This window comes from Amycolatopsis sp. NPDC101161, from assembly GCF_044768185.1.
In the GTDB taxonomy this organism is placed as follows: Bacteria; Actinomycetota; Actinomycetes; order Mycobacteriales; family Pseudonocardiaceae; genus Amycolatopsis.
In genome coordinates this window covers 830257-841936 of the sequence record NZ_JBIWPI010000002.1, presented here as the reverse complement: position 1 = coordinate 841936, position 11680 = coordinate 830257, and the positions used below count along the sequence as shown (strand labels likewise).

The 11680-nt window shown below is 70.6% G+C and carries 10 protein-coding genes; 1 reads left to right on the top strand and 9 read right to left on the bottom strand.

The window, feature by feature from the left end:
• Nucleotide 1 precedes the first annotated feature (1 nt).
• From ACIRSS_RS15095 to ACIRSS_RS15055, 9 genes are all read right to left on the bottom strand, one after another.
• A complete protein-coding gene (locus ACIRSS_RS15095; RefSeq protein ID WP_400894906.1) occupies nucleotides 2–631 on the bottom strand; it encodes a 4Fe-4S single cluster domain-containing protein in 630 nt (209 codons plus the stop codon).
• The gene (locus tag ACIRSS_RS15090; RefSeq protein WP_400894904.1) at nucleotides 628–1899 is read right to left on the bottom strand and encodes a protein kinase; all 1272 of its coding nucleotides are present in this window, start codon (nucleotides 1897–1899) and stop codon (nucleotides 628–630) included. The genes ACIRSS_RS15095 and ACIRSS_RS15090 overlap by 4 nt, the downstream gene beginning before the upstream one ends.
• Nucleotides 1896–2732 carry a PP2C family serine/threonine-protein phosphatase gene (locus tag ACIRSS_RS15085; protein ID WP_400894902.1) on the bottom strand — a complete coding sequence of 279 codons (837 nt, stop codon included), beginning with the start codon at nucleotides 2730–2732 and terminating at the stop codon, nucleotides 1896–1898. The genes ACIRSS_RS15090 and ACIRSS_RS15085 overlap by 4 nt, the downstream gene beginning before the upstream one ends.
• Nucleotide 2733: 1 nt before the next feature.
• A complete protein-coding gene (locus ACIRSS_RS15080) occupies nucleotides 2734–3507 on the bottom strand; it encodes a VWA domain-containing protein (protein ID WP_400894900.1) in 774 nt (257 codons plus the stop codon).
• On the bottom strand, nucleotides 3504–4547 hold the full coding sequence (locus ACIRSS_RS15075; protein WP_400894898.1) for a hypothetical protein: 1044 nt from the start codon (nucleotides 4545–4547) through the stop codon (nucleotides 3504–3506). The genes ACIRSS_RS15080 and ACIRSS_RS15075 overlap by 4 nt, the downstream gene beginning before the upstream one ends.
• 174 nt (nucleotides 4548–4721) lie before the next feature.
• Nucleotides 4722–5876, bottom strand: coding sequence for a hypothetical protein (locus ACIRSS_RS15070; RefSeq protein ID WP_400894895.1), 1155 nt, complete (start codon nucleotides 5874–5876; stop codon nucleotides 4722–4724).
• Nucleotides 5877–5879: 3 nt separating this feature from the next.
• On the bottom strand, nucleotides 5880–8408 hold the full coding sequence (locus ACIRSS_RS15065) for a type II secretion system protein GspG (RefSeq protein WP_400894892.1): 2529 nt from the start codon (nucleotides 8406–8408) through the stop codon (nucleotides 5880–5882).
• A 158-nt stretch (nucleotides 8409–8566) separates the two neighbouring features.
• Complete coding sequence (locus tag ACIRSS_RS15060) at nucleotides 8567–9568, bottom strand: HNH endonuclease (RefSeq protein WP_400894890.1); 1002 nt, start codon at nucleotides 9566–9568, stop codon at nucleotides 8567–8569.
• A 76-nt stretch (nucleotides 9569–9644) separates the two neighbouring features.
• Nucleotides 9645–10853: a cytochrome P450 gene (locus ACIRSS_RS15055; protein ID WP_400894888.1), complete on the bottom strand. Its 1209-nt coding sequence runs from the start codon at nucleotides 10851–10853 to the stop codon at nucleotides 9645–9647.
• Nucleotides 10854–10915: 62 nt separating this feature from the next.
• Between ACIRSS_RS15055 and ACIRSS_RS15050 the strand changes: the two genes are divergently transcribed.
• Nucleotides 10916–11527 (top strand): TetR/AcrR family transcriptional regulator, encoded by a 612-nt coding sequence (locus ACIRSS_RS15050; protein WP_400894886.1) that lies wholly within the window; start codon nucleotides 10916–10918, stop codon nucleotides 11525–11527.
• The last annotated feature ends 153 nt before the right edge of the window (nucleotides 11528–11680 follow it).

The window sequence follows — 11680 nt, the reverse complement described above, 5'->3', positions numbered from 1 at the left end:
GTCACCGGTCCTCGGCGGGGGCGGTGAGGCCCAACGCGCGTTCGAAGTTCTTCCGGAACCCCGGCGTCGGCGGGACACCCAGCCAGTGCACGCCGCCGTCGGGCAGGACCTCGATCTGCAGGCCGCTGCCCGTGTCCGGGGTGGCCAGCTCGGCGGTGTGCCGGCCGGTCAGGTCGTGGACGCGCTGGTTGGCCGACGCGCGCCAGCGCAGGTCGCCGTGCCGCGCGGCGATGTACGGGCCGTCGATCAGGATGTCCACTTCGGACAACAGGGCCCGGGTGCCCGCGTCGCCGGTGCGCCGCAGGTGTTCGAGGGTGTACCCGGTGTAGCAGAGCACGGAGAGGTCCCGCCGGGCTCGTACGGTGGTGACGAGCCGGGCGAGCGCGCCCGCCTGCGCGAACGGCTCGCCGCCCGAGAGCGTCAAGCCGTCGGCTCCGGAGGCGGCGATCTCTTCGGCGAGCTCGGCCACGGCGACCCGGTGCCCGCCGGCGAACGGAATCCACTGTGGACTGACGCAGCCGGTGCAGGACAACGGGCAGCCCTGCACCCACACGACGTACCGCGTGCCCGGCCCCAGCACCCGGCAGGCCGGGTGGGTCTCGGCGACGGTGACGAACTCCGCGGCGGTCACAGCAGCGCCCCCACGATCGCGGAGATGATCACGAGGACGACCACGACCGCGACGATGCCGGCGACCGTGGCGGCCCACGCGGGCAGCTCGGCCTCCTTCTTGGCCGGCGGCACGGGTTCGGCGCTCGGGGACGGGTACATCGGCTGCGGCTGGCCTTGCGGCGTGGGTGCCACCGGTGGCCGGGGCCACGCGGCGGCCCGCTCGGCCCCGGCCCGCGCCGGGACGGGGAACGGGATCACGACGTCCGGCACCCCGAACGCGGGGAAGTGGTCGCCGTGGCCGGCTTCGCGCCGGGCGCACCAGAGGCACGAACCGAGCGAGTGGTGGTAAGTGTGGTTTTCGTTGTGGCGGCAGCCCATCAGCTGGAAGCCGACCTGGTCGAGGGCCGCGGCCCAGTCGCTCGCCGTCGGCCGGGCGGCCGGGTCGCGGTGACCTTCGCCGAAGCACGCCCGGGCGAGCTCGAGCACCCGGGGCGGCAGCACGTTCAGCGGCATGCCGTCCGCGAGCGCCGTGAACCGCTCGGGGAACAGGATCCGGTTGTTCTGCAGCCGGATGTTGTCCGCCGCGGTGCCGTCCGGTGCCGCCGCGTCGGCCGGGATGCCCTCGAAGGGGTGCTCGCCCTCCATCAGCAGCTGGCAGACCAGGATGGCCAGCCCGAAGTCGTCCTGGCTCGGCCGCAGTTCCGTCGCCTGGCCACTGCTCAGCTCGGGGGCCGCGTACTCGGGCGTCAGCTTGGTGCAGCGGTGCACTTCGCCGGTCTTCGCGTCGGTGAACTGGACGGTGTCGCAGTCGACCAGGGTGACGTGCCCGGTCCGGGAGAGCACCAGGTTGGTGGGGCTCAGGTCGCCCATCACGACGCCGGCGTCGTGCAGCATGGCCAGCAGTCGCGCGACCCGCGCCGCCACCGTGACGACCACCCGCCAGGTCGGCTTGTCGACCGCCGCCAGCCGCTTGCGCGGGTCGAACAGGTGGGTCAGGGGCGAGCCCTCCACCAGCGGCATCAGGAACCCGCGGGTCTGGCCGTCCCGGTCCTCGAGGACCTCCCGCGGCCAGGCGAGGTGCATGTGCTCGGCGTGGTCGCCGCGCCACCGCGACGGCGCGGCGGCCATCATCGCCACGAGCCGTTCGTTCGTGTACCGCGCCGGGTCGAGGTAGATCTTCGCGCAGAGGTCCGGGGTTTCCGCGAGCCGGAAGATCTTGCCCTCGGCACCTCCGCCGAGCGGTGCGTCCAGGGTGATCGCCCGGCCCCCGGGCAGGTAGACGGTCATGGCCGGCGCACCGCCAGCACGATCGTTTTGTCGTCGCCGGACGTCGCGGCGAACTCGGCGGACGCCAGCTTCGCGGCCAGCTCCCGGCCGTCGACGCGGTCGTCGGAGAAGGTGTCGAAGTAGGCCCGGAAGGCCGGTGGGGCGAGGTAGTGCAGCTTGCCGTCCCCTTCCATGCGGGCGCTCAGCAGACCTTCCGCGACGCCGTCCGAACACAGCGCCAGCGCGCTGATCCGGTCGTCCAGCAGCACGCCCGTGGTGAGGTGCTCGTCGCGGTGGTCGGAGGTCAGGAACGTCGTCGCGCCGGCGTGTTCGCGTTCCGGGGCGCTCACCACCAGCCGCGGGTCGCCGAGCCGGCGGTCGACCACCAGGAAGCAGTCGCCAACGCTCAGGTAGCCGAAGTACGGCGGTGCCGCGACCACGGCCAGCAGGGTGGTCGCGAACTCGCGGCGCGACTCGCGGACCGGCAGCCCGCCGGCGGCCTGGGTCTCCGCCGCCGCCCGGTCGACAGACCGGTCGAAGCGCTGGACGCAGAGCATCCGGAACTCCCGCATCGCCCGGCGCCAGGCGTCGATCCCGTCCGGGTGCTGGCCGGCCCCGAAGGCCGAATCGGCGGCTTTGCCCGCGGCGAGGACGGCGAACTCCGCACCCTCGCCGGACCGGTCGCGGGAGCCGGCGCCGTCGGCGACCGCGTACAGGCAGGCGCGAGTGCCGATGGGACGGACCAGCCAGCGGTCCTGGTTGGGCAGGCCCGAGCGCACGTGCCCGGGCCCGACGACCGAGGCGACGGTGATCCGCCAGGTGTCGCCGGCCGGGTTTCCGGGGTTCGCCTGCATCTCAGCCGTTGCCCTGGAGGAACTGCGTCATCCGGGCGTCCAGGTCGAGGTGCTCTTCGACCCGCGCGTACACCTTGTCCGCCGGCTCGTTCCGTGCCGACGCGGCCGACGCGGATTCGATGCTGGCGGAAACGAGCCTGAGGACCTGGGCGAAGTTCAGCCCGGCGAGGAACTTCCACGACGAGGGCGCGAGCCCGCTGAGCACCTCCCGTTCGGCGCCGTCGACGCCGAAGGCGAAGAACAGCAGGTGCTTGCCGTCCTCCTGCTGGCGGATCACCGGCGCGAAGTCGCGCCAGCGGTCGCTGCGGTACCCGCGCTCGTCGGTCGGCACGCCATCGGTGATCAAGTAGACCAACGGCCGGTTGGCCAGCGAGATGCCGTCCGCGCGCAGCTGCTGGCGGCGCGTGGCGAGCAGGCCGAACGCGTACTGCAGCGCCTCCACCATCGGCGTCACCCCGCCCGCCTCCAGCTCGGCCGGCTTGAACTGAGACACCGGCACGAAGGGCTGCGGGGCCTGGCCGGCGACCGCGCCGCTCGGGTCGACCGCGACGACGTGGTCCTTGCCGAACGTCACGAGCGCGATCTCTCCGCGGCTGCTCAGGTGGTCGTCCTTCATGAGCTCGTCGCGCCACGAGCGGAGCGCGCGGTTCAGCTCGCCGATGCGGTCGCCCTCGCCCATCGAGGACGACGTGTCGACCACGAGCGTGATCAGGATCCGGCTCTTGGCCGGCTGGACGGGCAGCGCGTCCCGGATGGACGCGGGTGGCTGGGTCACCGGTGGTACCCCTGTTCTGGAGCGGAACGGGAAGGTGCGGGGGAAATCGTCAAGGGAGCGGCGGGATCGCCCGTGTACTCGACGCGGACGGGCTCGTCGGGCAGCACACCGCCCGCCGGGCTCGCGACCCACACGACGACGTCGCCGAGGGCCACGTAGCCGCCCGGCGCGTCGAGGTGGGTGCGCGCCACGGCCCGGCCGCCCGCTTCGCGGACGACCCGCGCGAGCTCGGGCAACACCGGGGAGCCGGTGGGGGCGAGCACGACGTGCGCCGGGGTCGGCGGCGACCACTCGGCGGGCGCGGCGCCGTCCGGTGGCCGGTCTCCCGGTGGCTGGCGCGGAATCACCGGTGGCGGCGGCGGGCCCGATGGGGCGTCGGACGGCCTGGCGCCGTCGAGCGGCCGTGGGGCGGGGTACCAGCCGGGCGGTTGGTGCTCGATCACGGAACCACCCAGCTGCGCGAAGGATCCGGGAGGGGGCACTTCGGTGGCCGCCTGGGAACTCGGGCGTTTCCGAGGAGACACCGCGTTGTGCAGGGCCAGTACGGTCGCCAGCAGCGCCCCGCCCGTCAGCAACGCCGCGTACCACGCGAAATCGCCTTGTTCCCGGCCGGCCTCGTAAACCGGGCCGTCGGCTCGGAGGACGGTCACGGAAAGCCGGCCGGCCTGCTCCGCCACGCTTTCCGGGGTCGGTGGACCGCCGAGGACGACAGTCGAATGGGCCAGGTGCGGAAACGGGCAGTAGCCGGTGGTCACGACCGTCCCGTCGGGACGCGCGCCGCCGCCCCTCCTGCTGGTTTTTCCGCACGGTTGCCGGGCGCCTTCGGCGACCACGAAGATCACGTTTCCCGAGAATTCGGGATGAAGGGCGATTTGCCGTTCGACGGCGTTCTGATCATAAGGCGGTCGAAGATCGATGATGAGCGTCGTCACTTGTTCCGCGGTCCGGAAAGCGTCTCCCGCCAACCAGGACACCAGAAGGACGAACACCGCCGCGAATGCTCGCCACCAACGGCGCCACAGCGTGGCCACGGTGATCAACTGCCTTTCTGGTCTCGGTTCCGGAAGCGGTGCCGGCGTTCGTCGTCGGAGGAGTCGCATGAGGAGGAGTGCGCTGTTGCGCCATTTCGTACAATCAACGCCAACCGTGTCCGAACTGTGACTTCAAACGCCTTGAACACAGTTCTTGTCCGGACTTCGCGAAACGGCCGAGGTTCAGTGGACCAGTGCGGCCCGGGCGAAGCCGCTCAGCGCCGTCGCCGCTTCTTGCGCGCTCGCCGCTGCCTCGGTCGCCGTGGTCAGCCCCGTCACGAACCGGCTGATCGCGACGCCCGCCTCCGCCGCTCCTTCCGCCGCCAGCGCCGCACCGGCGGCCGCGCCCGGGACCACGACCGCCGCCAGGAGGGCGACCGCCAGCAGGCCCACCACCCCCGCCGCCCCGTACGCGAACACGCGCATGGTGTCGCGGTCGAACGTCGGCTGGTGCTTGGTCCACACCGGCACCAGTTCCGGCAGGAGCTGCGGCCCGGTGCGCTGGTCGTGGTGGCGCCGCACGGCTTCGGTGATGTCCGCGAGGACGGCGGGCGGCAGGACGCGGGAGCCGACGTCGGCTGCCTTCACCTCGTGGATGTGGTAGATGACCAGGCCGTCCTCGCCTCGGCCGGCCTCGTCGGCGAACGTCGGCTCGTAGCAGATCCACTGGTGGGTGCGGCCGCCTTTCCCGTCGGTACCCGGCGGCAGCGGGCAGACCCGCAGGGCCGGCCGCCACGGCGACTCGAGCACCTGGATGTCCCGGACCGGGGGCGAGTGGTGCTCGGCCAGTGCCTCCGCCCGGAGTTCACCCAGCGCGAAGGGGACGACCTGGGTGCGCAGCTGCCGGATCTTGTCGTCCAGTTCCTTGCGGGTGCTCGCGCGGGTCGGCACGGTGCCGACTTCGACGAGTTCGATGCGCGCCGGGTCGACGTTGTCGGTGATCCCGCACATGTCGGGCTTGCGGAAACCCCCGGCGAACTTGATGAGGTCGGCGAGCAGTTCCGTGGTGAGGGTGCCGTCGCGGTACGCCTTGCGGAACTGCGCCATCTTGCCCGTGCTGATCGGGTTCGTGAAATCGCTGCGCAGGTACTTGAAGATCGCCGCGATCGCCGGCGAATGCTGTTCGGCTTCGTAGGAGGTGAAGAGGAAATCGAGCTGCCACGTCACGGCGGTGCCGATGGTCCCGTACCGCGCGCGGAACGCGGGACCGAACTGCTCCCGGACGAACAGTTCCGCGGCGGTGTACTCGAACGGGGTCGGCCCGGTCCGCCGCACGTCGAAGGTGCCCTCGCACGGCAGGCGGCCGAGGCTCCTGCCGATGCTGTCCGAATCGGCCACCGGTCAGTCCGCCGGGTCGCCGAGGGCGATGTCGAGGCCGCTGGACGGCGTGTACTCGAACCAGCTGGCGACCAGGTTTCCCTCGGCCTCGGTGCTGATCTCGGCGTTGTCGCCCTCGCCGCCCGGTTGTCCGTCGGCGCCGAGCGAGCGCAGCAGGAACGGCGCCGTCCGCCCCGGCGATTCGTAGAGGTAGGGCTTGTTCCACGGGTCCTTGAGCGGGAGCGGGCCCGGCAGCACGGCGAGGCCCTGCGCCGTCGTCGGGTAGTACTCGGGCTCCGCGGGCGCGCCCGTCCAGTCCGGGAACTTCCGCCGCTTGGCCGCCTCGGCGAACGCCTCCAGGGCGCGGATGACGACCTGGAGGTCTTCCCACGCCTTCTGCTGGCGTTCGGAGACCAGCGGCCGGGTGCGGGCCCGCACGTCCGGGTTCGCCGGCGGGATCCCCGCGTAGTTCGTCCGGGAGAAGAACTGCATCTCCTGCGCCAGCGTCACGTACGGCGGCCGCGGCGCGGTGCCGGGCTGGGGGAGCGAACCCGTTTCCATCAGCGTCGCGAAATCGACCTCGAACCCGGGCCGGATCGGCAGGGCGACCCTCGCCGCGCCCGCGCGCAGGAAGTCGCGGCGGGTCGGGTCCGGGTGCCAGAGGAACTGCTTGAGGTCGCCGAGGGCCTGCGAGCCCCAGAAGTACGGGTAGAGGAAGTACAGAACGTTCTCCCATTCGACGGCCTGGTGCAGGAACTTCACGAACTCGCCGAACTCGCGGACCTTTCCCCAGTCGTCCGCGGACATCGGGGAGAGCGACGAGGAGTCCAGCACCGCGTCGAGCACCCGCTCGATGTCGTTCGGCGTCACGTCGAACGCGGGGCCGAAGAGCCACTGCAGCGTGCGCTTCATGACCTCCTCGCGCTCCGCTCGCCGCAGCGTGAGCGTGTCGTCGCGGTCGATGGCGGCCTGCAGCCGTTCCCGGGTGTCGCGCAGTGCTTGCTGCGTCGCGTAGTACTGCTGTTCGGCGGCGTCGCGGAGCTTGGCCCAGGTCGCCGCCTGCCAGTTCGCGAACGCGTCGTCGGTCAGGTCGAGGTGGTAGGCCAGGCGGAAACCGGCCCAGCTGATGTTGCGGTGGACGTACTGGATCGAGATGTGTCCCGCTTTGCCGTCCAAGTGCGCCAGCTTCGACGAGTAGTGGCCCTTGATCTCCGGTCCCTCCGGGACCCCGGACACGACCCCGGATTCGTCGCCGACCACGTCGAACTGGGCGAGTTCCGCGGGCTGCCAGCCGTAGTAGTTGACCTCGAACAGCTCGGGCCGGAAGACGTAGCCCTCCTTGAGGTCGAACTGCCAGGACTGGAAGCGGCGCTTGATCGCCTCGCCCTCGTCGATGAACGCGGGGAACTCGTAGGTGAGGTCGGGCTGGAGCAGCCGGGCGGGCGGTGGTGGATCGACCGTGACGCCGTACTTGGCGGCGTAGCGCGCCCAGTTCTCCCGGGTGAGCCCGGTGACCGGCACGTCGTCGAAGCCGAACACGCCGGAGAGCCGCTGCTCCACCGCGGCCAGGTCGAGCACCGGCTTGCGGAGGTTGGCGCCGGGGTCCGGGACGACGAGGTCGTAGGTCATCCGCAGGCCGTAGCGGATCAGGTCGACGCGCCACTTCCGCATCATGCGGTAGTAGTCGATCCGGACGGGCTGGTTGCTCGGGTTCTCCAGCTGCCGCGCGGCGATGTCTTCGGTGCCGCCGCGGGTTTCCACGCGCAGGGACACCTTGTGCTCCTTGCGGGCGCGCGCGGACGACTTCCGGGTCTTCTCCAGCGCGTCCTTGGTGCTCGTCGTCCGGGTGTCCCGTTCGGACTGGGCGGACGAGAGGTTCAGGCTCGTGGTCAGGGAAACCGGGCCGTAGCTCCCGGTCGCCGTGACCCCGAAGTTCGTTGCGCTGTCCCGCTGGTTTTCGGACTCGCTGCTCATCGCGACGTCGTGCTTTTCGGCGACGCCTTCCTCGCTGTAGGACTCGAAGGAATCGGTGACGATGTTCTCGAACTCGGTGCTGTGCGTCGACCATTCCTTGTGGCTCACGGTGACCTTTTCGTGCGGGGCCATCGGAATGGTCGCCACCAGTTCACCCCGCTCGAGCCCGGCCGGCGCCATCTCGATCCGCTCGAGGTGCAGCCACGCCACCGGTTCGACCTGCCGCCGCTCGTCGAACCGGTCGATCAGGACGGCGAGTCCCGGATCGGCGCGCAGGTCCTGCACGGCCCGAGCGACCGCGACCAGGTCGTCGGCCGGTGTCCGGCCCGCCAGCGCGGCCGCCGCGGGGGCCGACGCCGGCTCCCCGGCCGCGGCGCCGGCGAGGCGGACCGCGCCGTCCGGCAACCCGGCGGCGGTCAAGCTCGACGCCTCACCAGAGGAAAGCTCGAGGTCGCGGGCGAACGCCAGTTTGTCGAAAGCGGTCGGTTCGGCGCGTTCCGCGGCGGAACCGGACGGCGTCATGATCCGGCTGTAGGTCGCCTTGAGCACGGTGCGCGAAGAATTGGTGATCTCGTCCACTCCGAACCTGCTTCCGCGAATGCCGGTCTTTGTTCAGACCTTCGCACCGGCTTTTCGCGGAAACAGGTGGTGAGCGGACGTACGGTGGTGTCTTCTTCCCCGCCCGTTGGGGCAGCGGGACGTCCCGGGCGTCTCCCTGACCCACCTGCGCCATTCGTTCATGTCGACTCGTCAGCTCGCAGGCTGACCAGGTCGTGAAGTTCGGCCGGGGTGAGCCACCGGCTTCCGCGGTGGATCATGCGGTGGCAGTTGGCACAAAGAACCGCGAGGTCGGCGAGCCGGGTTTCGGTCTGCCCGGTGACGTGAAGCGGGACGACGTGGTGGATCTCCGCGTACCGCGCTCCGCGTTCGCCGTACGTGCGTTCGAAGTCGAACCCGCAGACCTCGCATTCGAGACGGCCGTGTGCTGCGATCACGTTGTCGATCTTCTTCGTCCGCAGCTTCGGATTTCGCTCGCGTCGCAGGTGGAGAAGCGTGAGGACGCGTCCCTCGGCGGCCGCTTCCTCTTCGTCGATGTCGGCGGCCTTCGGCAACGAGGTGAGCGCTCCTGACGCGATGCCCGCGCGGATCGCCTCGGCCTGTTCGTGCATTTCGTCCGGGCGGTCGAGAAAGGCGCGCAGGACCAGCTTGTCCAGCTTGCCGCCCCGGGTCGGCTTACCGGTGTAGGCGGGATGCTGGGTTGCGATGTCCGAGGTCTTGCGCTGCACGCTGTTGGGGTTGCGGAACGTCGGCCCCCGGGACTCCGGTGGGTGCAACGGAAGTGCCTGCAGCAACTGGGAAAGCGCAACCGCGCGCGGATCCTGAGCTCGCACGAGCTGCCAGTCGTTCCGCATGACGACATCGCAGGCGAGCACCAGCTCGGCCTCTAGCCAGGCGGGGCTGCGCGAGCCGCGAACTTCGAACCCGCGGTCCTGAAGTACTTTGACCACGGTCTCCAGCCCGCCCGAAAACTCGGCGGCGGCGAGTGGCTGCTTGCCGTCCAGGTACCCGTGCGCGACGCCGACGATCGCCTTGGAGTCGTATTCCCGGCCTTCGTGGACCAGCAGGTAGGTGCGCGCCGGCCCGAACCCGTGCTTGTCCAGGAATTCGTCGGGTCCGAGCCGGTCGTGCTCTTCGAGGGCCGCAAGGATGGCTTCGCGGGTGACCTCATGGATGCTCACGTCGAAAAGCTAGTTGCCCGCAGGTGGCTCCGGGACGGCCGAACGGACCCCTTCCAGCTGGGCCGAATGGCCTACATCAGGCGTGCACGGTCACCGGGAACTTCGACGGCCCCCTGAGGTTGATGCGGCCGTTCCACTCCAGTTCGCCCGCGAAGCCCAGCTTCGGGAACCGCTGTACCAAACGGCTCACCGCGACCTGGCCCTCCAGTCGCGCCAACGCCGCGCCCAGGCAGTGGTGGGGGCCTGCTCCGAACGACACCTGGTGGCGCGCCTCCGGGCGGTCCAAACGCAACTCCGCCGCGTCCGGGCCGAAGAACCTCTCGTCGCGGTTGGCCGAGCCCAAGCACGCCAGCACGAACGTTCCCGCCGGGATCTCGCGGCCCGCCACCGCGTACGGCGCGGTCGTGACGCGGCGGGTCTGCTGGACCGGGGAGTCGTACCGCAAGAACTCCTCGACCGCGTTCGCCGCCAGGTCGGGCTGAGCTCCCAGCACCGCCAGCTGGGCCGGGTTGCGCAGCAGCGCGTTGACGCCGTTCGCGATCAGGTTGACCGTTGTCTCGTGGCCCGCCACGTACAGCAGCACCACCTGGGCCACCAGTTCGTCGCCGTCCAGGACGTGGCCGTCGTGTTCGGCCGCTATCAGCGCCGTCAGCAGGTCGTCTGCCGGGTTGGCCCGCTTCCAGGCGATCACCTCGCGGGTGATGCCCGTCAGCTCCGCGTCCGCCGCCGCGATCGCGCGGGCCGTTTCCTCGTCGGCGACGATCTCCAAGGAGCGGACCAGGGTTCCGCTCAGCTCGCGGATGCGGGAGTGGTCCGTCGGGGGCATGCCCAGCATCTCGGAGATCACCGCGAACGGGAGCGGGAACGCCAGCTCCTCGACCAGGTCGCAGGTCCCCTTCTCCGCCATGCGGTCCAGCGCCGCGTCGACGAGCCCGACGATCTTCGGCTCCAGCGCGGCGATCGCGCGGCGGGTGAACACCTTCGTCACCAGGGAACGCAGGCGCGTGTGATCGGGCGGGTCGCGGTCGAGCATCGAGCGGTTGAGCGCGCCCGCGTCCTCGCCGGCGGCGGAGAAGTCGAACGGCGTTTCCGCCAGGTTCTCGATCTCCGCCGACAACCCCGCCCGCAGCAGCGTCGAGACGTCTTCGTAGCGCGACACGAACCAGAACCCCAGCGGGTGGTCCTGCACCGGGTCTTCGTCGCGCAGCAGCTTGTACTGCTCGTACGGGTTCTCGAAGAACCCGGGCGCGAACGGGTTGAAGAGGAGCTCGTCGGTGTTCGTCATGGCCTACCCCCGTACCTACACCGTGTCGGTGACATACGCAGTGTATGTCCTATGCTTTGCGCATGTCGACTGTCAAGAGCCGGCGGGAGCAGTACTCCGAGGCCACCCGGGCCGCCCTGCTGGCCGCGGCCACCCGCCGGTTCGCCGAGGACGGCTTCGCCGGCACGGCCCTGGAAGACATCGCCGCCGACATCCAGGCCACGCGCGGCGCCATCTACCACCACTTCGCCAGCAAGAAAGCGTTGTTCGAGGCGGTTTTCGAACAGCTCGAGTCGGGTGCGCTGGAAGCGTCGGCGACCGCGGCGGCGCGCGCGGCGGACCCGTGGTCGGCGGCGTTTTCGGCCCTCGACGCGTTCCTCGACCGCTGCTGCGACCCCGTCTACGGCAAGCTCGTCTGGCAGGAGGCGCCGCTCGCGCTCGGCTGGGTGCGCTGGCAGGCAGCCGAGGAGCAGTACGCCTACGGGCTCGTCGAGCAGCTGGTCAAGGCCCTCGTCGACGGCGGCGCCATCGACGAGCAGCCGCTGGAGACCACGACCCGGCTGGTGTTCGGCATGGTCGGCACCGCCGGGATGGCATTGGCCGAGGCGTCCGATGTGGACAAACCACGGCTGAAGGCGGAGTACGCGGCGGTCATCGGGCGAATGGCCACGGGGTTACGACCCACTGTTGCCTGAATGACCATTTGTGACAGCCGTTTTGGGCAATTCTTCGCCCCATTCGAGATAGCGGGGACACCCTGCGTAGCACTTGTGAGGTCCGTGTAGGCTCCGGTCTCGCTTGACCGGGTGATCGCTCACCCGAATCGGTGGCCGTCGGCGGGGGTACGC

What these genes read in the sequence shown, in the direction of transcription:
- ACIRSS_RS15090 (WP_400894904.1), bottom strand. Translation starts at nt 1,899, where the DNA reads ATGACCGTCTACCTGCCCGGGGGCCGGGCGATCACCCTGGACGCACCG.
- ACIRSS_RS15085 (WP_400894902.1), bottom strand. Translation starts at nt 2,732, where the DNA reads ATGCAGGCGAACCCCGGAAACCCGGCCGGCGACACCTGGCGGATCACC.
- ACIRSS_RS15055 (WP_400894888.1), bottom strand. Translation starts at nt 10,853, where the DNA reads ATGACGAACACCGACGAGCTCCTCTTCAACCCGTTCGCGCCCGGGTTC.
- ACIRSS_RS15050 (WP_400894886.1), top strand. Translation starts at nt 10,916, where the DNA reads ATGTCGACTGTCAAGAGCCGGCGGGAGCAGTACTCCGAGGCCACCCGG.